Raw genomic sequence first — 25,519 nt, forward strand, 5'->3', positions numbered from 1 at the left:
ATTTTAGCCTACTAAAGAACCGTTATGTACAAGTTGTTCAGGGGTAATTAAAACAAGTTTATCTCCGCTTTTTGCAGAAAGTATCATGCCATCGCTTTCATGTCCAAAAATTTTAGCTTTTTTAAGATTGCTTATAACGCAAACTTGTTTACCGATTAAATCACTGGCTTTATAGTATTTGGCTATGCCTGAGAGTACTTGACGGATTTCTTTATCGTCAAGTTCGAGTTGAAATTTCAAAAGTTTTTCACTCCCTTCTATATTTTGACAATCAAGCACCTTAGCAACTTTGATTTCAATTTTTGCAAAATCATCGATTTTTATTTTAGGACTTTCTTCTTTTTTAGGTTCTTCTTTAATTTCTTGTTTTAAAAGAGCTTTTTCTACTTTTGGAAATAAAGCTTCGCAAGGATTTGCTTTAAAATCTAAAAGTTCATTATCAAGTATCATTTTTGCATAATTTGTAGATGAAATTTCAAAATTTAAAGCTAAGGCCACCTTTTGACAAGACTTTGGTAGAGTAGGGCTTAATAAAAGGCTTGTTTTGGCTAAAATATTTGCACAAAGTGCAACTAAAGCGTTAGCTTGTTCGTGTTTGTTTTCTTTGGTTAAATTCCAAGGTTCGTATTTGCTAATGGCTAAATTTGCTACGCTTAAAGCCTTGAAAAGTTCTTCTAAATAACGATTACACTGTAAGTTTTCTAAAAATTCTACTGCTAAATTTAAGTGTTCTTTTGCTTGATTTAATTCAGCATTGTAAAATTTTAAAACACCTTCTTTTGAAATATTTCCTTGAGAATATTTTGTACTCATACCTATAATGCGATTAAGTAAATTCCCAAATTCATTGCTTAGTTCAGCATTGATACGATTTATCAGCATATTTTCGCTAAAATCCCCATCATTGCCAAAAGGCACTTCTCTAAGCAAGAAATATCTAAAAGCTTCGCTTCCATAAGCATCAACTATTTCTTTAGGTTTTACAACATTGCCTTTAGATTTGCTCATTTTTTCACCTTCTTTAGTCCACCAGCCATGTGCACCTATAAATTTTGGTAAAGGTAAATCCACGCTCATTAAAAAAGCTGGCCAATAAATGGCATGAAAACGCAAGATATCTTTTCCTACTAAATGCACATGCGCAGGCCAAAATTTAGCATTTTCTCCCTTGCTTTGAAAATCAAGCGAACTTATATAGATAAAAAGTGCATCAAGCCATACATAAATAATATGTTTATCATCATTAATTTCTTGAGGCAGTTTAATCCCCCAATCAAAACTTGTTCTTGTAATGGAAAGATCTTTAAGGCCGCTTTGGACAAAATTTATAAGTTCATTTTTTTTGTTTTTTGGTAGGATGGGATCTTTTTCTTCATACCATTGTAAAATTTTATCTTGATATTTTGAAAGTTTGAAAAAATAGCTTTCCTCTTTTAAAATTCTAGTTTGTTTGCTACAATCCGGACAAGAACAATCATTGATAAGCTGACTTTGAGTAAAAAAGCTTTCACAAGAAATACAATAGTGTCCTTCGTATTCATCTTTATAAATATCACCTTTTTGCCACATTTTTAAAAACATAGCTTTAACAAATTCAATATGCCTTGTATCAGTTGTTCTTGCGTAAATATCATAGGTGATTTCAAATTCATCCCATAATTTTTTAAATTCAAAACTGATTTTATCAGCATATTCTTGAGGAGTGGAATTTCTTAGTTTGGCAGCTTCTTCGATTTTTTGTCCATGCTCATCTGTTCCTGTTAGAAATCTTGTTTCATGTCCTTGCAAACGATAAAATCTTGCTAAAGTATCGGCTATGATGGTAGTATAAGCATGACCTAAATGAGGTACATCATTTACATAATAAATTGGTGTTGTAATATAACGCATTTTTTTCCTTTAAAAGTCAAATCCGCCTTCGGTTTTACCCTTAGACATACTATTATAGACTGCATCAACATAATTTTTTCTAGTTTGGCAGTTAAAAATTTCATTGCAATTATAACAAGAGTTTAGGTTTTTTGAGTTTTGACATGAAAGTAAAATTTCTTTCTTTTTATCCATATCTTGCTCAAATTCATCTCTAGTTTCATTCATTGTAAGCCTTTAAAAGTTTTGAAATTTCATATTCTGAGCCAAAAAAACAAGGAGTTGTCGCATGGATTTTATCAAATTCAAGTTCAAGCAAGGAGTGATTTTTTCCATTTGTAGTTTTTCCGCCTGCTTTTTCTATGATAAAGGCTAGAGGAAAGACTTCAAAAAAAGCACGAAGTTTGCCATTAGGCGCATCTTGTGTTGCAGGATAACTAAAAATCCCACCCCCTTTTAATAAAATTTGATTGATATCGCTTACCATAGCCCCAGAATATCTTAAGCGATATCCTTCATCAAAAAGACTTTTGACAAATTTAGCGTGTTTTTCTTCCCAAAATTTTTGCGTTCCGCCTGTAGCATTAATTTTGCCTTTTTCATTCATTTTAAGATCTTTTATAAAAATAAATTCATTATTTGCATTTAGGCGATAAAGTTTTGGTTGATCTTTGCAAATCACAAGTTCTAAGCGCGCTCCATACATACTATAAAGTGCAGCTCTTAAATTTTTGGCATTTGCTTTTTCTTCATAGATGGCAAAAATAGAACCTATAGCAAAATTAACATCCATTAAGCTAGAACCGTCTAAAGGATCATAAGCTACGATAAAATTTGCTTTTTTATTAAGCGTTAAAATTTCGTCTTTTTCTTCACTTATGATGGCTTTAATGCTTGAACATTGACTTAGGGTTTTTGTGATGATTTCATCGCTTAAAACATCAAATTTGAGTTGGGTATCGCCTGTAAAATTTTGATTTTGACTGTAGCTTGTATCGGGAAATTTTAAAGCGTTAGAAATTTCTAAAACAGCTTTTTGTATATAAGAAATCACTTCTTGCATTTTATAATTCTCCTTGTAAATTTTTAGCATTTTTAAGTATATATTGACAAATAGCTTGTATATCGTTTAAATCAAGCCAAGTAAGATAAGGGTGAGAAATTTTTTCATAGCTTGCAATGGCGTTTGAAAAAGTAAAATAACTTTCATCAATTTCTTTGCAAAATACGCTAATGCGTGGTAAATCAAGAGTTTTCAATCCTTCAACCAAACAAATGTCAAAATCAGGGCTTAATTTTAAAGCTTTTAAAATATCTCTATTTTCATGAGAAAAAAAAGTTGTTCTTGTAGGGCTTAAAACCATGACTTCAGCTCCGCTTTGAAAAAATTTAAAACTATCTTTACCGTTAAAATCAAATTGAGCTTTATCGGCAGGATCATGTTTAATGATTAAAACTTTTAAATTTTGTTGCAAAAAATTATCAGCTATTTTGGTGATGAGTGTAGTTTTTCCTGAATTTGAAGGCCCGCTAAAAGCTATGATAAGTTGTTTCATAAAATATACTCTTAATTTTTTTGTAAAATTATATCTTTTTAAACCAAAAAATAGGGTTAAAAGGCTACAATAATACTAAAAAATATGGAAAAAGAATGAAAATTTATAGTGTAATTTTAGGTGCTTTTTTGCTTGGAGCTTGTTCTTTAAAAGATCAGGCGATTGTGGATACAAATTTAAAATCTCAAACTTTAATGTTTGCTCAAAAATACAAAATCACACAAGATAAGATTAATGCCATTGTAACCATGTCTTATTTAAACCCAATTCTAGACAAGATAAGTAAAGATGATGTATTGGCCTTGTCTTTTACTCCAAATACATTAAAAATTCAAAATTTAGAAGTTTTTATCAATAATAAAAAAGCTAATATTGAAAAACTGGATGATGAGTATTTAAAATATATAATACAAAATAACTATACTGATTATTTTAAAGTATCTCTTCCTAGTGTCAAGGAAGAGACTAGGCTTGTAGCTAAGATTTGTTTAGATCATTTGCCTTGTTTTGAATTAAATTTTCAAAAATATCCGAAATCTTTATACTATCGTTCAGAAGATGTCGATACACAATATAATTAGCTAGAACTTTTTTTCCGTAAATTCGGCTTTCTTGATAAGGAACTAGCTCCATAGACAAGAAAGGTTCAAATTTGCCCGTCTTAAACATATCATTTCTTGCAAGCATACGGTTAGTAAATCCTATACCACCATTATAAGCATAAGCGACAAAAAGTGGAGATTTTAAACGTGATTCAAGGTAATTTAGATGATAGTTTCCAAAGTAATATGCTATTTCAGGTTTAAACATAAAATCTTGATCGAAATTTGGAATTTTTAATTCTTTTTCTCCTATGTGATTGGCTAAAAATGGCATAAATTGCATCATGCCTAAAGCATAAGAAACTGAAATAGCAGTTGGAATAAAACGACTTTCTTGTCTGGCAATAGCCAAAATTAAAGCTTGTCTTGTTTTATTATAGTCTTTTATATTGTCATAATAAGGCATTATAAAATAATGTTTTTTAAAATTATTTTTGCGTTCTAATATGTAAGCATAAATAGGCAAGGTTTCTTGTGTGTCAAATTCTTTTGCCAAGACATCTAGTTGACTTGCATTAGCATCGCGAATTTGTTTGTTTATTTTTTGCCAAGCAAAAGGATCTTGCATATTAAAATTATTTTTTTTCTTGCTTGGATTAAGGCTTTCTATCTTTGGAAAAGGTGTGTTAGTAAGTTCTTTTGCGTAAAGACTATAAATATTTAAAGAAGAACTTTGCGATAAAGTTTTTAAATCTTCTTCATTGTTTTTAATCAACCACATCCAAAATATAGCATTGTCTTTATTGCTTTGCGATTTAAAACTTTGAGCCGCCTTTTTAAAAAAGTCATAAGCAAGCTCTGTTTTATCATAAGTTAAGGCATTGACTCCTAAATAGAAAGCAGAATCTTCACTTACATTTTCAGGATTTATTTCTAGCATAGAATGTCTAAATTTTGGATTTTCTTTTTTAATAATAATATTTTGTGCAAAATCTTTAAAACCAATGTGGTTTGGTAGTTTATTGACTAAACTTATATTTAAATCTAAGTCGTATTTTTTAGAATAATTATAAAGTTTAAAAAAACCATTAATATCTTCTTTTTGTACCATATAGCTCATAGGATCAGAAGTATTAAAAGCTAGCAATAAATTTGTCAAATCAGGTCTTTGATTTTCAAAGGTTTGAGCTAAAGTAGTTCGGTCTTTGGAATTTAAACTCGCTATAAAAACTAATGAATTTAAGCGCACACTTTGACAAGTTAAATTTGCATCTAAGATAGTATTTGCTGTATAGGTATAGCATTTAGCATATTTTGGGTTGATATAAGGCTTTAAAGGGATGATTTTTTCAAGTTCGGATTTAATTTTTCCTATATAGCGAAAAATATGAGAATTTAAATCCTGTGCATCTTTTTTACTGATTTTATTTTTTTCTAAAAGCCTATAAATATAATAATCCTTAGCAAGTGAATTTTCTTCTTTTTTGAGTTTTTCTATGCTATATTGTGTAGCATTTAAACTTGAAAAAATAAATAAAAAAACGAGTATTTTTTTTATCACAATATACTCCTTAAGATATTCCCAAGAAAAATACCAAGAAACTGCAATGCTAAGACTATAATCAAAGGTGCAAGATCAATATTACCAATGCGTGTTGGAATTTTTCTAACTAAGGCGTAAGCAGGGTAGCTTAGTTTATATAAAATTTGCACTATAGGATTATAAGGATCAGGATTTACCCAGCTTAAAAGTGCCGTGATAATAATAATCCAAGTATAAATGTTAATGACAATTTGTAGTACTTGAAAAATAGAAATAATAAAAGAGTCTATAACCATAATTAAATCCTTGCTAATTCGTGAATAAAATTTTTAATATAAGGATAAAGATCGCTAAGCTCAGGTCCGTGAATATTTCCTGTTAAAATTATCCTTAAAGGCATGAAAAATTTTTTACCTTTTAAGCCGCTTTTGCTTAAAAGTTCATTTTTAAAATCTTCATAGTTTTCAAAAAGTTCAATATCTTTTAAGAGTTCTTTTAAAATTTTACATTCTGTTTCAAACTCTCCAAAGTCTTTTGTGTTGAAAATAGCTCGCATTTTTTCTTTAAGTTCTTTTGTGGTGCTTGCTTCTTGAGTGTAAAATTTAGCAAGTTGTGCAAGATCTTTGTTTAAATCTAAAGTTTTATTAAGCTCATCATCTTTTATCATTTTGATATGTTCACGATTAATTTGCAAAAGTTTTTTAAGATCAAATCTTGCTGGAGCTTTTGAAACTTTAGAAATATCAAACCATTTTATAGCTTCTTCTAAGGTAAAAATTTCACAAGGAGTTTTATTGCCTAGCATGATAAGATAATTTGCGATTGCACTAGGTAAAATTCCACTTTCAAGTAGCCATTTTACAGAAGAATGTGCTTCTCTTTTGCTCATTTTAACACCTTCTTCGTTTAAAATGATAGGCAAGTGCGCATAAGTTATGGCTTTGTTATAGTCTAAACTTGCGCGGATATGTTCTTGTTTTGGAGTGTTTGAAACATGATCTTCTCCGCGTATAATACAAGTAACATTTTCAAGCATATCATCAACCGCACAAGCAAAATTATAAGTTGGAGTTTTATCCGTTCTCATAATCACAAAAGAGTCTATATTTTCAGGTTCAAAACTTAATTCACCTTTGATAAAATCTGTAAATTTCATAGTGTGAGTAGGTTTTTTAAGACGGATAACAAAGGGTTTTTCACATTCTAAAACATCGATATCGGCTAGTTTTTCACAAGTGCCATCGTAGCGATAAGCTTTACCTTGTTTTTTAGCTAGCTCTTTTTTTGCTTCAAGTTCTTCTTCGGTGCAAAAACAAGCAAAAGCTTTCTTTTCACTTATAAGTTTTAAAGCCATTTGGCGATGGAATTTTAAATTTTCACTTTGTATATAGTAATGCTGCCATGAAATACCAAAAAGATTTAAAATTTCTTTGATTTCTTCTTCTTTTCCTGCTATATTTCTAGCCTTATCAGTATCTTCAATACGTAAGATAAAATCCATATTTTTTTGTCTTGCACAGATATAATTAAAAATTGCTGCGCGTAAATTTCCTATGTGCATATCACCTGTGGGAGAAGGTGCAAAACGGTACATTTTATAGCCTTTAAAATTATTTAAAAGTTTATTATAACAGAAAAATTTATACGGATATTTAATTTTACTTGGTTATAATACTTTTATGATATTTTTAATTTTTTCTTTCATTGTATTATTGATTTTTGGCTTAGCAAATGTTTATATTTATAAAAGATTAATCAAGAAAATTACTCTTTTTAAGTATTTTTATAAAATTTTTGCCTTTATTTTTATTGTGCTTTTTTTAGCCCAAGCTGTGTTTTTAATATTTCGTAGAGATGAATATTTAAGTGATACTTGGTATGAAATTTTAGCCATGCTTTATGCGCCAACTTATTGTTTGTTTTTTATGACTTTAGCTTGGGATTTTATTAAATTGATTTTAGCTCTTATGGGTAAAAGAGATAAAAAATATAATCTTATTTTGCGTTTGATTTTTGAGCTTTCTCTTATAGTTTTAAGTGTGTTTTTAATTTATATAAGTATAAATAATGCTCTAAAAACACCTGAAGTAAAGAGTGTTGATGTTGAAATACCAAATCTTAAACAAGATTTAAAAATTGTCATGCTTACTGATATACATTTGGGTAAAAATTTGCATGAAAATTTTTTAGATAAGCTCATCACTAAAGTGAATTTGCAAAGTCCTGATATGGTTGTAATAGTAGGAGATCTGATTGATACTAATCCTAAAGATTTAAAAAATTACATCTCAAAACTTAATGATTTTAATTCCACTTATGGAACTTTTTATGCCTTGGGAAATCATGAGTATTATCATGGTATCAATAAAGTTTTGGATTTACTTAGAAAACATACTAATATGAAAATTTTAGTCAATCAAAATTTAGATTTAGGTTTTATAAATATTGCTGGACTTGGAGATTTAGCCGGGCTTGATAAGGGTTTATATGCTCCTGATTTAGCAAGAATAAAAGTGGATTTAAATACAAGTAAAGCTAGTATTTTACTCACACATCAACCCAAAACAGCTTTGCTTTATGATTTAAGTGATTTTGACCTTGTTTTAAGTGGGCATACGCATGGAGGGCAAATTTTTCCTTTTATGTTTTTAGTTAAACTTCAACAAGGTTTTGTTCATGGGCTTTATGATTTAGGAGAAAAAACTAAGCTTTATGTGAGTAGTGGAGCAGGATTTTGGGGGCCAAGTCTTAGAGTTTTTGCTCCGAGTGAAATAGTGATTTTAAATTTAAAAGGAAAAAAATGAGTTTTTCAAAAGAAAGTTCGAGACTTTTTGGTTTTGTAGCAGGGATTAAATTTCCTAAAATGATACAAAAAGTTATTAATGAAAATTATGTTAAGTATTTTAATATCAATATGAGTGAATTTAAAGCTCCTTGTGAATATGAGAGTTTAAATGCTCTTTTTACAAGAACTTTGCAAATTCCAAGAAAATTTGAAGAAGGTTTTATCAGTCCAAGTGATGGTAAAATTTTAGAGTGTGGAAGTACTTTTTTAGCAAATGAAGAACATTTTGCTTTTTCTATAAAAGGACATGCTTATAGCGTTGAGGAGCTTTTAAAAGATAGCTTTGAAAAAGATGAACTTAAAAATGGGCTTGATTATGTCAATATTTATCTTTCTCCAAAAGATTATCATCGTTATCACAGCCCTTGTGATATGCAAATTTTAAGTGCAACTTACACAAGTGGCGCCCTTTATAGCGTAAATGAAAAACATTTAGAACGCATTGGTAATTTATATGTAAAAAATGAAAGAGTGAGCTTGAAATGTCAAAATGAAAAAGGTATTTTTTGGCTTGTTTTTGTAGGAGCGCAAAATGTAGGAAAAATGCGTTTTAATTTTGATGCAAGCATACAAACCAATGCTAAAATTTCTCATAATTTTACTAGAAAATATGAAAATTTAAATTTCAAAAAAGGCGAAGAACTAGGAAATTTTGAGCTAGGTTCTACTATAGTTTTAATCTCTCAAAAAGGACTTTTAACTTTTAATTTAAAAGTAGGGCAGGGTATTAAATTTGGAGAAAAAATAGCGGATTAGTTTTTAGGAGTTTTATTTGCCATTTGATAGATAAAGGCAAAAACTTCAGCTACAGCTTTATACATATTAGGTGGAATTTCATCACCTAAGTCAAGCTTGCTTAAAATTTCTATTAAATCTTCATCTTCTTTAATAGGAACTCCGTGTTCCTTGGCTAAAGAAATAATTTTAGCAGCACTTTCGCCTTTGCCACTTGCAAGCACTTTTGGTGCAGAGTTTTTTTCTTTTTGATAGCCTAGAGCTACAGCTTTTTTAATCGATCTTTTGATTTTGCTCATACTTTTTTATCCATACCCATTTCAAGATCTAAATTTTTCATATTTCTAGTATCAAATTTACTTCTTATGATATCACCTACAAAGAAATTTGCACTTAAAAGTCCTGCTTTATTGATATTTCTTTTAAGCTCATGGGCATTTTCATAGATGGTTTTTCTAAATTCAATATTTTCTGCCATAATATTAATATCTATATATTTTTCATTATTTAAAGAAATAAGAATTTCTAAATCCCCAAGTTTTGCAAATTCGAGTTTAATCTGAGCAAAAAATTTGTCCTTTTTTCCGCGTCTAAACATAATTTTAGAATCATTTAAATCATCCCAAGAAAAAGGCAGATAAGTATTGATAGAATCATTAGCTAAAGACATAAGCTGATTGATTTCAATTTGCGCTAAAAGACGATTAGCTTGATTATATATAGCTTCATTGCCTTCATTTTTAGCTAAATTTGAAATTTGCAAAAGTGTTGATTTTACATCATGATGTAAAGATTCAGCTATATCTTGTTCTGTTTTTGGTTTAATTTGCGCTAGATCTTTGGTAGAAAGATTGAGTTTGTGTTCGAGATTTTTAAGTTCTGCTTGATTAAGTTTGGCATTTTGAGTATAAGGTTCAAGTTCTTTTAAGCTTTCATTAAGTCTACGAGAAAGATTGCTTAAATTTTTACTTAAATCTTGCACTTGTTCTAGATCTAAATTTTCTACATTAAATGCTAAATTTTTTACAATATTTTGTTTTATAAATTCCTGATTTTTAAAAATATTTTGCATAGTTTGGTTATTGTTAGATTGAATATTTTGAGAATTATTTAAATTTTGCATATTGTTTGTGTTAGGATTATTTGTATTGATTGAAGTTTTGTTTTCTGTTTTTGTTTCATAAAATTTTGGATTTTCTTTGATATTTTCTTTTGATTTTTCTTGTTTTTCATCTTTAATTTTTTCTTGGTTTGGAGTAGAATTTTTTATATCATTGTCTGGATTATTTTCTGTTTCATTGTTTTGAATATCATTTTTTGTATCTTGGGTATCTTCTTCGTGGGTTTTTATATCAGAATCTAATTTTGAATCTTGCTTGGTATCATCTGTGAGATTTTCTTCTTTTGATGCTTTTATATGTTTTTCTTCATCTTGGTTTTTTGTGTTATGATTAAGTTTTTCTTCTTTGATATTTTCTTTGTTACTTAAAAGATTTTCTAAAATATTTTCTTTATCTTGTATTTTAGAAGCTTGATTGCCTAGTATATTTTTTAAAGTATTTTCAAGTTTTTCAAAGGCGGTAGCAGTTTGCTTAAGGATGTTTGGATCTTTTATCATTAAATTTTCTGGCTTATTAAGAGCTTTGAAAAAATCATTTTTGATGGAATTTAATTCTTTTAAAATTTTATTAGCCATAGGGGTGATTTTTTCTTGAGCATGACTGGGATTTTTACTTATATAATTTTTAAAATTGTCCAATTTAGAACTTAAATTTAAAAGTGCTTTAAAAGAACTTTGATTTAAAATTTGCTTATTTTCATTTTTGCTAGAATTAATAATATTTTTTAATTCTTTTAAAGTGTCTTTTGGGTTTAAATTTGCATTTGCAAGTTGGGCTATCTGAATACTTAGTTTTTCACTACTAAGACCTTTGATTGTACTTAAAAGAGAGTGAAAACTTTTGGGCAGCAATTCTTCGTTTAGGGCATCTTTTAATTTAGCTTCTAAAAATACGCCTGAATTTTTAAACAAAGGAGCTAAGTTGTTGTTTTTTATTTCACTGGCAGGTTTTAAAATTTGATTTAATCTGTCTAAAACTTGTGTAAAAGTATCGCTTTTTGCAAGTTCTGTGCTTAAAGTTTTTAATTCATTAGCAAAATTAGGAGCTAAATTTAAATTTTTTCCTTGTTTAAGTACAGGGGAATCGGGGTTTTTTTGAGCATTGATTTGATCTAAAAGTTTATTAACAAGTTCTTTTAATTTGGTGCCTGTTTCATTTTGAACAAATTTTGCTAGTATTTCTTCACTGCTAGCGTCCTTGCTTAAACCTAAATTTTGCTTTAAAGCTTGCGCAAGTGCTTCTTTTGGATTGTCCTTTAAATTTGTTTTATCTTTTGAAGTAGAGTTATCTACTTTTAAATCATTTTTTTGCGTATTGGCAATTTGACTTGCTAGTTGAGTATTAATCATCAAATATCACCATATTTCCAGGTTTTTTCTTAAATTTTTTATTTAAAATATTTGGTTTATTGATAGCAAAAAGAATTAAAAATGCTAAAGAAACTATATAAAACCATATAAAACCTTTGATTTCAAAGTATTGCATTAAAAAACCTAAAATTAAAGGACCAAACAAAGAGCCCAAAGAATAGCAAAAAAGAACCCCACGACCTAACTCTACGCCTTTATTTTTGCTTACTAAAACATCATTTGCTCTAGCAAGTGCTAAAGCATATAAACAAAATATTCCTATACCTAGAGTAATTCCTAAAAAATATTGCATATGCAAGTGAAGTTTAAAAAAGATAAATATAAACATAGTGATAAATCCTATGCTTGCGCAAGTGATAATGGCAAATTTGCGACCAAGTTTATCTGAAATAGTTCCTATGATGGTTTGCGCAATAAAACCACCTAAAACCCCACAAAATATAAAATAAGAAACCGCTTTTGCATCAAAACCTTGCAAAAGTATAAATAAAGATGCCATAGAAAAAAAGCCATTTATAAGCATTCCGGCTATAAAGCTTGTGACGATAGCCAAAGGGGCTATATCAAAAATTTTAGGTATAGAAATAGGACTTGATGCGGGCAAAACAGGTTCTTTGATTTTAATCAAATTTAAAGGCAAAGATGAAAGTAAAATTAAAGTTGTACTGAGAATAAATACACTATGTTTGCTTAAATTTAACGCTATGATTAAAACTCCAATACCAAACGCAAGATAAAAAACAATTTCATAAAAACCTAAAATTCTAGATCGAATGGCATTTTTGCTTTTTTCATTAAGCCATGATTCTATGACCATTAAAAGACCATAGTAGCAAATCCCTATGAAAAATCTTAAAACAGCCCAAAAAATAAGATTTTCGCTTACTGTATGAAGCATAACTGAAATTCCAAAAATAGCCCCAAATAGCCCAAAAGAGCGTATATGACCTATACGAGAAATAATTTTATGAGCACCGATGGTTCCAACAAGAGCGCCTATAAAAAAACAAGAACTTACCACTCCAACAGCTAAAGAACTTTCTCCGTTTTCTTTTAATATAACACCTATAGAGCTTACTATCAAGGCATTACCTGCAAATAAAAATGCCATACCAGCAAAAAGTGCTGTCATTGATTTAATAATTTTTTTTGGACTCATACTTTTTTATATATAAAATAAAAATAAACACACAAACTAGCAAGGATGAAATTCCACAAATATAAGCAAAGATATCTAATTTATCTTGGCGATGTAAAAATAAAAATCCAGCAACCAATATTACATAAGCCATCAATTTAAAGAGAGTAAAAAACATAGTAAAAAAATGGATTTTCTCTTTAATATTTGGCTTTAAATCGTCTTTTAGAACTTTAAAATGAATAATTTTTGATAAATTTTGTTTTTTTTTGATAAAAAGCGATGAAATGAAATTAAAATCTTTTTCATAATTTTTTGATTTTTTTATAATGACTTTTTTATAATTTAAATAAGAAGCAAAAATAATCAATAAAACACTAAAAAAAGCTATTTCATAGCTTAAAAATGTATCTAATTTAAAATGATTTAACAATGAAAATATGATCCAAAAAAATAAATGAATAATGGCAAAAATACAAAATAGAGCTTTTTTATGTTCCATTATTTATTCTTTTCTTTTTGAATTTTTTCTTTGATCAACTCATCTCTTTCTTTAAATTCTTCATAGCTTTTTACTTGAACTTTATAAGCTTTGTAAACATTAAGTATGGCAGCACTGATCCCCCAAAAAACTCCAAGCCAAAAAAGCCAAGGATAAGGAGTAAATTTTTTAAGTAAATATCCTATTCCCACACCTATAAATACAGCAACAACCATAGAGATGCCAAGACTTAAACCATCCGCAGCTTCAAGAGTTTTGCGAATGATTTTTTGTCTTTTGCTGTTGGAATTTTCTAAGTGATTTTTTTCTTCTTTTAAAATATTGCTCATATTCTTTTAAAGCTTTCCCTAACAGCTTCTAATGTTGTATCTACAATTTTATCATCCATTTTTGAACATATAAAGCCTGTTTCAAATTGAGAAGGCGCTAAATAAATTCCATTTTCAAGCATATTTTTGTGAAATTTTGAAAATAATGCTAGATCAGATTTTAATGCATCTTGGTAGTTTGATACAGGATTTTTGGTGAAAAAGTATCCAAACATAGAACCTACATGACAAACTTGCAGCGGAAGTCCTTTTTCATCTGCTAATTTTTTCATTCCTTGAGTAAGTTTTTTTGCTAATTTTCCAAGCTTGTCATAAAGCTTGGTTTTCTTTTTGGCTTTTGTAAGACTTGCTATGCCTGCAGCCATTGCTAAAGGATTTCCACTTAAAGTTCCTGCTTGATAAACTCCACCCAAAGGACTTAAAATATCCATAATTTCAGCTCTAGAAGCAAACGCTGCTGCAGGTAGACCACCTCCTATTACTTTACCAAAAGTAATTATATCTGCTTGAATATGATTGATTCCATAGGAACCAAGATAAGATGCTCTATATCCACTCATTACTTCATCAAAAATCAGCAGAGTTTGATTGTTTTTGCAGATCTTAGCAAGTTCTTCTAAAAAATCTTGTTTAGCTGGAACTAACCCCATATTTCCAGCAATAGGCTCAATGATAACACATGCAATATCTTTATTTTTTTCAAAAAGTTCTTTAACGCTATTTATATCATTATATTTTGCTACTAAAGTGTGTTTAGCTACATCTTCTAAAACACCCAAAGAACTAGGAGAGTTAAAAGTAGCAGCACCACTTCCTGCGCTCACCAATAATGAATCAGAATGCCCGTGATAACATCCTTCAAATTTTAAAATTTTATCTTTTTTAGTAAAACCACGAGCAAGACGAATAGCACTCATGGTTGCTTCTGTTCCACTGCTTACAAAGCGGATCTTTTCTAAATGAGGAAAATCAGATAAAACAAGCTTGGCAAGTTCAGTTTCTAATAAAGTTGGAGCTCCAAAACTTGAACCTTTATGAAGTACTTTTTGACAAGCTTTTTGTATATCTTTATCGCAATGTCCAAAAAGTAAAGGCCCCCAGCTTTGAACATAGTCTATATAAGAATTTCCATCTATATCGAAAATATAAGCACCTTTTCCATGGGAAATAAATTTTGGCTCACTTTGAACATTTGCAAAAGCACGAACTGGAGAATTTACACCACCTGCGATGAATTTACACGCTTCTTTAAAAGCTTTTTTGTTTGTCATTTTTCTTCCTTGCTAAATTGCTTGATGTAATTATATAAAGTTACAATTTCATCATTTGTTAAAGAGTAATTTGGCATGATTGATTTTGCGTCTTTACTCTGATTAAGAGAATTTTTAAAATTCTCAAAACTAAGATTTTGTATACTTGGAACTTTATAAGCTGTTTTAATGCCATTTTTCATATAATATCCTAAAATTTGTTCGCTTCCATCTGCTCCATGACATTCTTTACAACTAATGCCTCTTGGATTTTCATAAAGCATTTTAGAGTATTCTTTAAGAGTAATAAAATCAGCACCAAAAAGACTGATATTAAATAAAAAAAACATTAAAACAATTTTCAAAGTTTCACCTTGTTAATGAAGTTTTAATATGATACAATTTTTACTTTAAAAAAGTGATTAAATTTATAGAAGGAAAATAATGACTTTACTTGATGGTAAAGCTTTAAGCGCAAAAATCAAAGAAGAATTAAAAGAAAAAAATCAATTTTTGAAAAGCAAAGGGATTGAAAGCTGTTTAGCTGTTATCTTAGTTGGAGATAATCCTGCAAGTCAAACTTATGTAAAATCTAAGGCTAAAGCCTGTGAAGAATGTGGAATTAAATCTTTAGTTTATCATCTTAATGAAAATACTACACAAAATGAACTTTTGGCATTGATTAATACCTTAAATCACGATGATAGTGTTCATGGAATTTTGGTTCAGCTTCCCTTACCTGATCATATTTGTAAAGATTTAATACTTGAAAGTATTATAAGTAGTAAAGATGTTGATGGTTTTCATCCTATTAATGTAGGATATTTAAATTTAGGCTTAGAAAGTGGGTTTTTGCCTTGTACTCCACTTGGAGTTATGAAGCTTTTAAAGGCTTATGAAGTTGATTTAGAAGGAAAAGACGCTGTTATTATAGGTGCTTCAAATATAGTAGGTCGTCCTATGGCTACTATGCTTTTAAACGCTGGAGCTACAGTAAGCGTTTGTCATATTAAAACCAAAGATTTGAGCCTTTATACTAGACAGGCTGATTTGATTATAGTAGCAGCAGGTTGTGTGAATTTACTTCGATCAGATATGGTAAAAGAAGGAGTGATTGTTGTTGATGTTGGAATCAATCGTCTTGAAAGTGGAAAGATAGTTGGAGATGTAGATTTTGAAGAGGTATCTAAAAAATCTAGTTATATAACTCCTGTTCCAGGTGGAGTAGGTCCTATGACTATAGCCATGCTTTTAGAAAACACAGTTAAATCTGCTAAAAATAGACTTAATTAGGGAAAATCTATGGAAATTTTAAAGAGATTATATAAATTTTCGCAGTCTTGGACTGGAACTGTAGTTATTGTTCTTTTGGTGATTTTTTTCTTTATACAAGCTTTTGTTATTCCTTCTGGTTCTATGAAAAACACCTTATTAGTGGGGGATTTTTTATTTGTTAAAAAATTTAGCTATGGTATCCCAACTCCTCATATTCCTTGGTTGGAAATTCCTGTTTTGCCGGATTTTAATAAAAATGGACATTTGATAAAAGCACAAGGGCCACAAAGAGGAGATATAGTTGTTTTTAGAAACCCTAGAAATGAAAAAGAACACTTTGTAAAGCGTTGTGTAGGTACAGGAGGAGATAGGATGGTTTACGCAAATAAAACACTTTATGTGAGAATGCATGAAGGTGATGATTTTATGAAAGAACATTATCCAAATGATCTTGTTACTCTTGGAGGGCAAATTTATGTAAAAGAACCTTATAAACAAAAAGGTATTCATTATGATCCAAAAAAAGATATAGAAAGTGATATCTTGCGCTTTCTTAGCATAGGTGATTTTGCTATGTCTCCAACTTATATTAAAGAACTTGGAAATCATATTGGTTTTAGCGGCGGAAATGCTTATGTTTTTGATGTACCTGAAAATGAGTATTTCATGATGGGTGATAATCGCGATTATTCTTATGATAGTCGTTTTTGGGGTTCTGTTCCTTATAGTTTGATAGTAGGTAAACCTTGGTTTGTATATTTCTCTTGGGATAAAGATAAAAATGTTCGCTGGGAAAGGATAGGGCGTTTTGTTGATACCTTGGACAATGATGAACAATATATCCATGATCATGACGATGAGGATAAATTAAGCTAATGTTTGTGAAAAACACAAACATTATATTTTTAAAAGCGTGATTTCATCACCTTTTTTTAATTCGCTTGTATTTTCTTCGCTTATAAGTAAAAACTCACTTTTAATAAGTGGAAGTATCATACCAGAGCCAAATTTGTTTTCATTAAATGGTGTAAAAATATCTTTTTCTAAATTTCCTAAGATGAGATTATTTCTTCCACTTTTAAGCTTTAAATCCATACCCATTTTGGCGTAAAATGTTAAAGGATTATCTAGGTTTCCACTTAATAAATCAATGATTTTTTTAGCAAAAATAAAACAAGAAAGATAAGCTGCCATAGGATTTCCTGGTAAAATCAATACGAAATTTTTACCCTTTTGATAAAGCTTAGTAGGCCTTGCAGGGCGTGCTTTTAAACCTTTAAAAAGCGGAGTAAAGCCTAATTCATCTAAAGCTTTTTCCATAAAATCAGCCTCGCCAACGCTTGCACCCCCTGAAGTGATTAAAAGATCAAAATTTGTATTTTCTAAAGCCTCTTTAGTGCTTTTAAAATTATCTTTGATAATACCTAAATAAGAAGCATTTTGAAGCATGGTTAGTAAAGGCAAAGCATTGGCATTATAAATACTTTCTTCATCACATTCTTGCCAAGGTTCTTTTAGCTCATTTCCACTTGAAAAAATACCTATGCGAATTTTTCTTATGACTTCTATTTTATAAAGTCCTTGAGAAGCAAGCAGGGCGATATGTTTATCATTAAGTTTGGTGCCTTTTTGAAGTAAAATTTCACCTTTTTTTAATTCTTCGCCTTTATAGCGATAGGCATTGTATTGTTTAGGGGCTTTTTTAATGATGAGTTTATTTTCTTCTATATACTCATCTTCTAACATTAAGATAGTATCAGCATTTTTGGGCATTTTAGCCCCTGTCATGATTTTATAGCATTCATTTTTAGCAACTGTATAAAAATTTTTATCTCCTGCAAAAATAGCTCCTTTAATCTCCAAAGCCTCATTGATATCAGTATAATTAAAAGCATAGCCATCAAGAGCAGCATTGTCAAAACTGGGTAGATTTTTTCTAGCGTATAAATCTTTAGCTAAAATTCTATCTTTTGCTTTTTCAAGGCTAATAAGCTCACTTTCATCTAAGCATGAAATTTGATCTTCTAAGTCTTTTAAGGTTTCAAAGATATTTTTCATTCTTCAAGCCTTGTGATTTTTACACCTAAACCTTTAAATTTTTCTTCCAAATTTTCATAACCCCTATCAAGATGGTAAATTCTATGGACTTTGCTTGCGCCTTTGGCTGCAAGAGCCGCTAAGATAAGGGCTGAGGAAGCACGCAAATCTGTAGCCATGACATCAGCAGCGTTAAGTTCTTTTCCACCTACTATAGTAGCAATATGACCATTGAGTTTAATATCTGCGCCCATTCTTAAAAGTTCACTTACATGCATGAAACGATTTTCAAATAGTCTTTCATCGATAATACTAGTTCCATTAGCTTTTAAGGCTAATGCCATAAACTGCGCTTGCATATCGGTTGGAAAGCCTGGATATTCACTTGTCATGATTTCTACAGGTTTAATTTCTTTAGCAGGAAGTAGGGTGATACTATCTTCTGCAATCAAAGTTTCAAAACCCATTTGATGAAGTTTTGCTAAAACTGCACTAAGATGAGTGGCGTTAACTTTATCTAAAGTAATTTTAGAATTTGTAATAGCCCCTGCACAAAGATAAGTTCCTGCTTCAATTCTATCAGGTATAACGCTAAATTCTTTAAATTCTAAAAGTTCCCCATCACTACCATAAATTTCAAGCTCATCTGTACCTATACCTTTAATTTCAAGTCCTGCGTCTTTTAAAACTTCGCAAAGTTGAACTACTTCAGGTTCTTTTGCAACATTTAAGAGTTTAGTTTTACCTTTAGCTAAAGCTGCTGCCATGATGATGTTTTCGCTACCTGTAACCGTGATTTTATCAAAAAGAATTTCATTGCCTTTTAAATTTCCACTAGCTACGACATAGCCTTGTTTGATTTGTATATTTGCCCCCATTTTTTCCAAGGCTAAAAGATGCAAGTCAATAGGTCTTTGTCCTATAGCACATCCTCCAGGTAAAGATACTTCACAATGTCCAAAACGAGCAAGTAAAGGTCCTAGAGTAAGTATGGAAGCACGCATTTTACACACAATGTCATATTTGGCTATAGTTTGATTAAGAGTGTTTGTGTTTAATAAAGCACTATTGTTTTGAAAATTGACCTTAGCTCCTAAATTTTCTAGTAAAGATATAAGAGTTTTTATATCAGCAACATTAGGAACATTGTTGATTTTTACTTCATTTTTGGCAAGTATGCTTGAAACAATCAAGGGTAGGGCTGCATTTTTTGCCCCGCTTATTGTAACATTTCCGCTTAGATGATTTGTGCCTTCGATTTCTAGATAAGTCATATTTTTCCTTGAAAAAGTTTAAAAATGCATCATTATAACATTCTTAAACTTTTGAAAAAATATAATCAAGCTTGTTGGCTTTGGAGTTCTTGAATTTGAGCTCGAATTACATCTGCTTGAGATTTTAGCACATCAATTTGTTTTTGAAATGTCGTTTTCATTTGTTCGTTAGCGTTTGTCATTTTTTGAGTAAGTTCTGCAATTTTAGCTAAAATTTCAGCTAATTTTGCTATTAAAGCCTCTAATGCGGGATTTACGCCACCTTTGCTACTTTGAATGGAATTTTGGTCTTTGTGGTTTTCTATTTTTTCTTGACTTACTTTGATTTCATATTCTTTTTCATTTTTTAAATTTGTTTGACTTAAACTTCTTGCTTCATCTGAAATTTGAATTTTAACCATATTGTCACTATGAACATTACTTACCTAATTATTGTTTTTGTTTGTTTGTGTTTGATAATTGCTAAAATTTTTTGTCAAAGTATCTATTTTCATCTTAAATCTTTTTAAATTAATTTATATTGTTATCGGTTTTTTATTTATAAATTTATATTAATGATAATTATTTTTAAGGATATTTTATTTTAGATTTTCATATTTATATTTTAAATGCAAAAAAGTCTAAAGTTTCATAAAGTTTTTAAGTATTTTTTTGCCTTTTTGTGTTAAAACCGCTTCAGGGTGAAATTGTAATCCATAAATAGGATATTTTTTATGTTTAATTGCCATAATAATATTTTCTGAATTATGAGCTAAAATTTTGCATTTTTTAGGCATAGAACTAATATACAAAGAATGATATAAGCAAATTTCAATTTCTTTTTTAATACCCTTAAAAATAGGATCTTTTTTAAAGTAAAGTTTAGAAATTTTACCATGCGTAGGATTTTGCATTTTAGAAACACTACCGCCAAAAATTTCAGCTATACACTGATGTCCTAAACATATACCTAAAATTTTTTTATTTTTTTTAAAATATTTGATTGCTTTTAGGCTTAATTTAGATTCCTTAGGAGAGTGAGGGCCAGGAGAGATGATAAGATGAGTAAAATCAAATTTTTCTAATTCTTTAGCTTTTTTAAAGGCATCATTTTTTATCACTTTACATTCAAAGCCAAGTTCTTTAAGATAATAGATGATGGTGTAACTAAAAGAATCATAATTATCTATAAATAAAATTTTCTTCATTGTAATTTTACCTTTTTTAAACCACGCACGGAATTAATGCAATAAATATTTTCTGCTTCAAATAAATCTTGCTTAAATAATGCTTTTTCTTTTATCAAACCAAGATTGATTAAGAAATTTCTATATACTCCATTTAACATACCGCTTTGAATTTGTGGAGTATGAAATTGAGCGTTTTTTTCTAAAATGAGATTGGTTCTTGAGCCTTCACAAAGTTCATCTTTTTCGTTAAAAAAAGCTATGTCGTAACACAAGTTTTGATGCCATTTGTATGAGTGTTGATTATAAAAAGTACGCAAAGAGCTTTTGTGATAGAGATTGTCACTTTTTGAGTTAATTTTATCATCACTTAAAAGCAAAATATCGTTTGAATTTTGTTTTAAGGCGCTTTGTTGGAATTCATATCTTCCGTCTTTATATAAAATCAGTTTTAAAATTCCTCCTTTGTGTGGATTTTTAAAGGGTAGGGGAAAATGATAAAATAAAGAGTGTTTTTTGTGGAAAATTTTTTCATCGAGTTTAAAAAGTGTAAAATTTTGATATTCTTTATAAGAACTTTTTTGATTTAAAATATTATAAAAATCTTTAAAGAGCTTGTGAGTATTAAAATTAAATTTAAGAGCTGAATTTATAAGCCTTAATAAATGTTCTTTTAAAAATAAAATTTGAGAATTTTTAAAATACATGGTTTCAAAAAGATGAAAATCACAAGGATTTAAGATCGCGCTTTTAAGTTTTAATTCTTCAAATTCATCTTTGAAATTTGAGTCCCAAACCAAGCCACTACCCGTACTATAAGTATAAATTTCATCTTGTTTTTCTAAGGTGCGTATGGCTACGCTAAATTTATTTTTATTTCTATGTATTAAACCTATGGTTCCGCAGTAAATACCACGATCTCTTTGTTCTAATTCTTCAATAAATTTAATACTTTCAAGCTTTGGAGCACCTGTAATAGAACCGCAAGGAAAGAGAGCTTTAAAAATTTGATATAAAGAAATATTTTTTTTAAGTTTTCCTTGTACACTTGAAGTCATTTGATGTAAAGTAGGGTGACTTTGAATTTCAAAAAGTTTGGTTTTTAAGCTTTTTTTTGTGATGATTTTTGAAAGATCATTGCGCAAAAGATCACAAATCATAACATTTTCACTTAGATTTTTTGTATCATTTTGCAAGAAAATTTTATTTTCTTCATCTTTTATAGGATCTTTATCACGCTTAATTGTGCCTTTCATAGGTTTTGTAAATATTTTTCTTTTTTTGGTCTTGAAGAAAAGTTCAGGAGAGAAGGACAAAATTTCTCTTGCTCCATCTTTTATAAAAGCTTTAAATTCAGTATCTTGTCTAGAAAGCAAAAGTTTAAAAAGTTCAAAAGAATCCATTTTGCTATGAAATTTAAAATTTTGAGTGAGGTTGATTTGATAAACTCTTCCTTTGGAGATTGCCTCTTTAACCTTGATGAAATTTTCTTTGTAATTATCTTGATCTAAAAAATTTATAAATTCAGGAATAAATTTTTCTTCATCAATATCTTCTTTTTGAAATTTTTTTCTTTTTTTAAAAGCAAATACCGACAAATAAGCTTTTTTGCTTGTGAAATTTTTATCTTGAAAATATCTATATAGCTCATAATCAGCAAGCATTAAAATATAAAAATCATTTTTATATTTTTCTATAAATTTAAAGCATTTTTTACTTTCTTTGTGATTAAAGGCTTTTAAAATGTGTTTTAAATCATGGTAAAAATATTTACCAAAAACAGCGTAGTCTTCAAGAGTCACTTAATTCCTTTGCAACTTGTGCGGCAAGTTTTAATTTATCATTATCAAAATGAGTGTAAATTCTTGAGGTGTTTAAACTTGCATGTCCTAAAGCTTCTTGAACTAAAACTAAATCTTTTTGCTTTTTATAAAGCAAGGTGGCAAAAGTATGACGCAACATGTGAGCACCATTTTTTTGCTTGCGAATCCCTGCACGAAATAAAAGCTGTTCTACTATGCGACTGACATAAGATTGAGTCAGTGGAGTGCCTTTTTTATTGACAAAAAGTAGGGCGTCTTTGCTCATATAATTAATACTTACATTTTTAAGCAAATCGTAAATAAGTTCTTTTTTTATCATTACAACACGATATTTATTGCCTTTAGCTCTTATTCTTATGATATAAAGATCGTTTTCTTCGCTAATATCACCCATTTTGATATTGATAGCTTCGCTTACCCGTATGCCTGTAAAAATGATGATTTTAATAATAAGTTTATTGCGTATGGTATTGTTTTTAAAATCTGCATTTTCAATAGCATCAAGAAATTTTTTAAGCTCTTCTTCACTCATAAATTCAGGTAATTTTACCCCTTTAGAACCTGCTATACCTGCCCAGTTTTTAAGATTGATATCGAAAATATGTGCTTTTTCATCTTCTTCGTTTTGCTTGTCTAAAAAATCAAAAAAATTAATCACAGCAATACGGTAATTTTTTTTACTTGCATCTGATAAAGCACCTGTTATACTTGCTAAAACTTCTACAATGAGTTCTTCATCAATCTGTTTTAAAGAGTAAAGCTTATAAAAATTTAAATATTCAAATACTTTTTTTAAAGGATTAAAATAAGTATTAACTCCACTTAAACCAGCATTTCTTGCTTTTTTTGCTAGAGCATCAAGTTCATCAATATTTTTTACACCTTTTGTAAGAGCAAAATTAACTTCTGCTAAAGCTTGTGGATTTTTTAATTCTTTGTTAGATAGCGAGTTGAGTTTAAATTTTACATATTTTGCTAGCCAAAATAAGAATGATTTTTCAAAATTTTCTTCACAATCCAAAGGGTATTTCATAAAAACTTTTCCTAAATCTAAAATTTTAGCTTTTTAACTAGAAAAGGTATTTTAGTATTAACTTAGTAAAAAAAAGCTTTTTTAGGAAAAAGTTTGTTTTTATATGCAAGCCAAAAAGATTGAAATATTTTTATTAAATAAATCTTATATCAATCATAAAAAGATATGATAAAAGGTAAAAATATGTAAAATTTATAATTTTGTATTGAAAACTGTAATTTTCAAACTTTTTTATATATACCTAGATTATTCTACTTTGATATAGATTAAGCTACTATTTTTACATACTTTTATGATTTTACCTTTTGAGTGAAATAAACTTATCCACAAAATATAATGTAAAAAATTGATAATTTTATTTTGTAAATTAAAATTATATTTTACTTTTCTTGAAAACTATAAAGAATATTTAAAAATTAAATTATTTTATATTATTATCAAAATATATATAAAAATGATAACTTGTGCATTCAATTTTTTAATCCCCTATTCTTGATTAATATTTTTTTGGTTAAAATTTGCTTTAGAAATTTAATACTAATGAAATAGGCAAAAGACTAATGAGAAATAATTTTGTAATTAATATTTCCAAATGGCAAGATACACGTAAACCTTGGTTGATTTTGATCATAGTTACTATAGGACTTACCTGTATAGCACATTTTTTATTTCAAGAATATCTTTTTATGGAACCTTGCGAACAATGTGTATATATAAGATTCGATATGCTTGTTATGGCTATAGGTGGTATGATTGCACTAATCAATCCTACAAATAATATTATAAAAATTTTTTCTTATAGCTTAGCTTTTTATGGAATTTGGCTTGGCTTGGAGCATTGTATAACTTTAAATCATATCCATGAAGTGGTTCATTCTGAAAATCCTTTTGCAGGTGTAGATGGATGTCGTGAAATTCCTATTTATCCATTTAATTTACCTTTACATGAATGGGCTCCTAGTTGGTTTTTGCCAGCAGGAGAATGTGGGATGGATATCCCAGTAGTTCCAGAGAATGCTTATAATTATCTTAATACTTTTCAAAAATTTTTTATAGGAACTCCACCTGATTTTGAAAATGGGTTTTATAGTAATGGTTGGTATTTGATACCTAGTTTAAAGTTTATGAATATGGCAATTTCCTGTCTTATAGCATTTTTATGTTGCTTTATTGTGCTTTTTACAATGTTTATAGCCTATGTTTTAGATAAAAATAAACCTAATGTTAAAATTTTTGCATTGGTGATTGTTATTTTGGTTTTGGTGCTTAAATTTATAGGCGAATCAAAAAATCCAAATCAAAATATAGCTAGTTTAAATCATTTAAATCAAGTCGTTTTAAGATGCTCTTAAAATACGCAATAAATTATTTTTGTTGCGTATTATTAAATATTTTAGGATGGCTTAAATAATTTTAAGGGATTTATCATGAGACTTAGCAAAACTCTTTGCATGGCACTTTTGATGGATTGCTCCTTTAACTGTTATTATCATGGATAATGGTTATTTGTAACCTGTAGATAAAAATGGCAAAAAAATTGTTTGCGATGATGATTATAGCAAATGCCCAGGTTATGAAAATGAAAATGGTGGATTTGATTTCACTTGGACGCAGCATACAGGCTGGAGAATTGATAGCAAATCAAACAAGCGTTATATCTATATAAGTTTTTTTGATAATGGTGATGCAAGAGAAGCTGAGCAACCTGCATTTGCGAGTCAAAAATATTCTCGTGCTGTAATTTATAAAATCGATCAGCAAAATAAAACTGTGGAACAAATTTGTGGGAATATGGTAAAAATCGTGGAAATGAATGGTTTTCTCCTGTAACTTCTCTAATTCAATATGAGCCAGACAAAGATTCTATTATGGTTTATAGCGCAACAGCTGGAATGGCTTTTGATCTTACAAAGGCGTAATTCTTGGGGAACCAAAACCTGAAATTGATGAATTTAACTGGGGCGCTAAGGAGCCTTCGGTTCAAATTCAATTTAGCGGTTCAGGCACGGGTTATCAAGCAATGCCTTTTAGCGTTGATCAAGCATTCAATCCTAAAAAATAAAACAATAAGCCCAAAAATAAATTTGGGCTTATTTATTTTTTTTAAATAA

25 protein-coding genes and 2 pseudogenes are annotated in these 25,519 nt (G+C 29.2%); 7 read left to right on the plus strand and 20 right to left on the minus strand.

Annotated features, from left to right (window positions below; all coding sequences use genetic code 11):
* Positions 1 to 3 precede the first annotated feature (3 nt).
* The 4 genes from metG to mobB are packed head-to-tail and all read right to left on the minus strand — an operon-like array spanning position 4 to position 3,425.
* Entirely contained in the window at positions 4 to 1,890 is a 1,887-nt protein-coding gene (gene metG / locus AJ885_RS02230; protein WP_070210093.1) for a methionine--tRNA ligase, read from the minus strand.
* 9 nt (positions 1,891 to 1,899) lie between these two features.
* Complete coding sequence (locus AJ885_RS02235) at positions 1,900 to 2,097, minus strand: hypothetical protein (RefSeq protein WP_002861479.1); 198 nt, start codon at positions 2,095 to 2,097, stop codon at positions 1,900 to 1,902.
* Positions 2,090 to 2,932, minus strand: coding sequence for a class 1 fructose-bisphosphatase (locus AJ885_RS02240; RefSeq protein WP_002861480.1), 843 nt, complete (start codon positions 2,930 to 2,932; stop codon positions 2,090 to 2,092). Before AJ885_RS02240 ends, AJ885_RS02235 begins: the two co-directional genes overlap by 8 nt.
* Before the next feature lies 1 nt (position 2,933).
* Positions 2,934 to 3,425, minus strand: a complete 492-nt coding sequence (gene mobB, locus AJ885_RS02245) for a molybdopterin-guanine dinucleotide biosynthesis protein B (RefSeq protein WP_002861481.1) — start codon at positions 3,423 to 3,425, stop codon at positions 2,934 to 2,936.
* A gap of 95 nt (positions 3,426 to 3,520) precedes the next feature.
* On the opposite strand from mobB, the gene AJ885_RS02250 reads away from it, so the two are divergent.
* Complete coding sequence (locus AJ885_RS02250) at positions 3,521 to 4,006, plus strand: hypothetical protein (protein ID WP_070210092.1); 486 nt, start codon at positions 3,521 to 3,523, stop codon at positions 4,004 to 4,006.
* On the opposite strand, the gene AJ885_RS02255 is transcribed toward AJ885_RS02250, so the two are convergent.
* From AJ885_RS02255 to gltX, 3 genes are read right to left on the minus strand one after another with little or no spacing between them, the layout of a single operon-like run.
* Positions 3,903 to 5,528, minus strand: a complete 1,626-nt coding sequence (locus AJ885_RS02255; protein WP_079860284.1) for a lytic transglycosylase domain-containing protein — start codon at positions 5,526 to 5,528, stop codon at positions 3,903 to 3,905. The two genes, AJ885_RS02250 and AJ885_RS02255, sit on opposite strands and share 104 nt — an antisense overlap.
* Positions 5,525 to 5,806 (minus strand): YggT family protein, encoded by a 282-nt coding sequence (locus AJ885_RS02260; protein ID WP_002852501.1) that lies wholly within the window; start codon positions 5,804 to 5,806, stop codon positions 5,525 to 5,527. Before AJ885_RS02260 ends, AJ885_RS02255 begins: the two co-directional genes overlap by 4 nt.
* Positions 5,807 to 5,808: 2 nt before the next feature.
* Positions 5,809 to 7,104 (minus strand): glutamate--tRNA ligase, encoded by a 1,296-nt coding sequence (gene gltX / locus AJ885_RS02265; protein ID WP_044780349.1) that lies wholly within the window; start codon positions 7,102 to 7,104, stop codon positions 5,809 to 5,811.
* Between the two features lie 85 nt (positions 7,105 to 7,189).
* Here gltX and AJ885_RS02270 point away from each other — a divergent pair, with 85 nt between their 5' ends.
* Together AJ885_RS02270 and AJ885_RS02275 are read left to right on the plus strand one after the other, a co-directional pair.
* Entirely contained in the window at positions 7,190 to 8,314 is a 1,125-nt protein-coding gene (locus AJ885_RS02270; protein ID WP_070233334.1) for a metallophosphoesterase, read from the plus strand.
* Complete coding sequence (locus AJ885_RS02275; protein WP_070210090.1) at positions 8,311 to 9,111, plus strand: phosphatidylserine decarboxylase; 801 nt, start codon at positions 8,311 to 8,313, stop codon at positions 9,109 to 9,111. The genes AJ885_RS02270 and AJ885_RS02275 overlap by 4 nt, the downstream gene beginning before the upstream one ends.
* Here AJ885_RS02275 and AJ885_RS02280 read toward each other — a convergent pair.
* From AJ885_RS02280 to AJ885_RS02310, 7 genes are read right to left on the minus strand one after another with little or no spacing between them, the layout of a single operon-like run.
* Positions 9,108 to 9,389, minus strand: coding sequence for a FlhB-like flagellar biosynthesis protein (locus AJ885_RS02280; protein ID WP_002852641.1), 282 nt, complete (start codon positions 9,387 to 9,389; stop codon positions 9,108 to 9,110). The genes AJ885_RS02275 and AJ885_RS02280 overlap by 4 nt on opposite strands.
* Positions 9,386 to 11,560: a flagellar hook-length control protein FliK gene (locus tag AJ885_RS02285; protein ID WP_070273952.1), complete on the minus strand. Its 2,175-nt coding sequence runs from the start codon at positions 11,558 to 11,560 to the stop codon at positions 9,386 to 9,388. The genes AJ885_RS02280 and AJ885_RS02285 overlap by 4 nt, the downstream gene beginning before the upstream one ends.
* Positions 11,553 to 12,740 carry an MFS transporter gene (locus AJ885_RS02290; RefSeq protein WP_070280679.1) on the minus strand — a complete coding sequence of 396 codons (1,188 nt, stop codon included), beginning with the start codon at positions 12,738 to 12,740 and terminating at the stop codon, positions 11,553 to 11,555. The genes AJ885_RS02285 and AJ885_RS02290 overlap by 8 nt, the downstream gene beginning before the upstream one ends.
* Positions 12,718 to 13,221, minus strand: a complete 504-nt coding sequence (locus AJ885_RS02295; RefSeq protein WP_070210087.1) for a hypothetical protein — start codon at positions 13,219 to 13,221, stop codon at positions 12,718 to 12,720. Before AJ885_RS02295 ends, AJ885_RS02290 begins: the two co-directional genes overlap by 23 nt.
* The gene (locus AJ885_RS02300; RefSeq protein ID WP_002852414.1) at positions 13,221 to 13,550 is read right to left on the minus strand and encodes an AtpZ/AtpI family protein; all 330 of its coding nucleotides are present in this window, start codon (positions 13,548 to 13,550) and stop codon (positions 13,221 to 13,223) included. Before AJ885_RS02300 ends, AJ885_RS02295 begins: the two co-directional genes overlap by 1 nt.
* On the minus strand, positions 13,547 to 14,821 hold the full coding sequence (hemL, locus tag AJ885_RS02305; RefSeq protein ID WP_070210086.1) for a glutamate-1-semialdehyde 2,1-aminomutase: 1,275 nt from the start codon (positions 14,819 to 14,821) through the stop codon (positions 13,547 to 13,549). Before hemL ends, AJ885_RS02300 begins: the two co-directional genes overlap by 4 nt.
* Positions 14,818 to 15,165: a c-type cytochrome gene (locus tag AJ885_RS02310; protein ID WP_070210085.1), complete on the minus strand. Its 348-nt coding sequence runs from the start codon at positions 15,163 to 15,165 to the stop codon at positions 14,818 to 14,820. The genes hemL and AJ885_RS02310 overlap by 4 nt, the downstream gene beginning before the upstream one ends.
* A 79-nt stretch (positions 15,166 to 15,244) precedes the next feature.
* Here AJ885_RS02310 and folD point away from each other — a divergent pair, with 79 nt between their 5' ends.
* Both folD and lepB read left to right on the plus strand, forming a co-directional pair.
* Complete coding sequence (gene folD / locus AJ885_RS02315) at positions 15,245 to 16,093, plus strand: bifunctional methylenetetrahydrofolate dehydrogenase/methenyltetrahydrofolate cyclohydrolase FolD (protein ID WP_070210084.1); 849 nt, start codon at positions 15,245 to 15,247, stop codon at positions 16,091 to 16,093.
* Positions 16,094 to 16,102: 9 nt separating this feature from the next.
* Positions 16,103 to 16,951: a signal peptidase I gene (lepB, locus tag AJ885_RS02320; RefSeq protein ID WP_070210083.1), complete on the plus strand. Its 849-nt coding sequence runs from the start codon at positions 16,103 to 16,105 to the stop codon at positions 16,949 to 16,951.
* A 21-nt stretch (positions 16,952 to 16,972) separates the two neighbouring features.
* On the opposite strand, the gene AJ885_RS02325 is transcribed toward lepB, so the two are convergent.
* The 6 genes and pseudogenes from AJ885_RS02325 to AJ885_RS02350 all read right to left on the minus strand — a co-directional run bounded on the left by AJ885_RS02325 (position 16,973) and on the right by AJ885_RS02350 (position 23,408).
* On the minus strand, positions 16,973 to 18,133 hold the full coding sequence (locus AJ885_RS02325) for a molybdopterin molybdotransferase MoeA (protein ID WP_070210082.1): 1,161 nt from the start codon (positions 18,131 to 18,133) through the stop codon (positions 16,973 to 16,975).
* On the minus strand, positions 18,130 to 19,386 hold the full coding sequence (murA, locus tag AJ885_RS02330) for a UDP-N-acetylglucosamine 1-carboxyvinyltransferase (protein WP_070280681.1): 1,257 nt from the start codon (positions 19,384 to 19,386) through the stop codon (positions 18,130 to 18,132). The genes AJ885_RS02325 and murA overlap by 4 nt, the downstream gene beginning before the upstream one ends.
* Positions 19,387 to 19,451: 65 nt before the next feature.
* A pseudogene (gene fspA2, locus AJ885_RS02335) lies at positions 19,452 to 19,880 on the minus strand (flagellum-secreted nonflagellar protein FspA2).
* Between the two features lie 126 nt (positions 19,881 to 20,006).
* Positions 20,007 to 20,573 (minus strand): anthranilate synthase component II, encoded by a 567-nt coding sequence (locus AJ885_RS02340; RefSeq protein ID WP_070280683.1) that lies wholly within the window; start codon positions 20,571 to 20,573, stop codon positions 20,007 to 20,009.
* Complete coding sequence (locus AJ885_RS02345; RefSeq protein WP_070210079.1) at positions 20,570 to 22,354, minus strand: bifunctional chorismate-binding protein/class IV aminotransferase; 1,785 nt, start codon at positions 22,352 to 22,354, stop codon at positions 20,570 to 20,572. Before AJ885_RS02345 ends, AJ885_RS02340 begins: the two co-directional genes overlap by 4 nt.
* Complete coding sequence (locus tag AJ885_RS02350; RefSeq protein ID WP_002860519.1) at positions 22,344 to 23,408, minus strand: tyrosine-type recombinase/integrase; 1,065 nt, start codon at positions 23,406 to 23,408, stop codon at positions 22,344 to 22,346. The genes AJ885_RS02345 and AJ885_RS02350 overlap by 11 nt, the downstream gene beginning before the upstream one ends.
* A 560-nt stretch (positions 23,409 to 23,968) precedes the next feature.
* Here AJ885_RS02350 and dsbI point away from each other — a divergent pair.
* Positions 23,969 to 24,760, plus strand: a complete 792-nt coding sequence (dsbI, locus tag AJ885_RS02355; RefSeq protein ID WP_070280685.1) for a protein-disulfide oxidoreductase DsbI — start codon at positions 23,969 to 23,971, stop codon at positions 24,758 to 24,760.
* Between the two features lie 160 nt (positions 24,761 to 24,920).
* A pseudogene (locus AJ885_RS10085) lies at positions 24,921 to 25,470 on the plus strand (aryl-sulfate sulfotransferase); the annotation flags it as partial.
* Between the last annotated feature and the right edge of the window lie 49 nt (positions 25,471 to 25,519).

Origin of the sequence: Campylobacter sp. BCW_6464 (assembly GCF_001762775.1) — a bacterium.
Classification (GTDB): domain Bacteria; phylum Campylobacterota; class Campylobacteria; order Campylobacterales; family Campylobacteraceae; genus Campylobacter_D; species Campylobacter_D jejuni.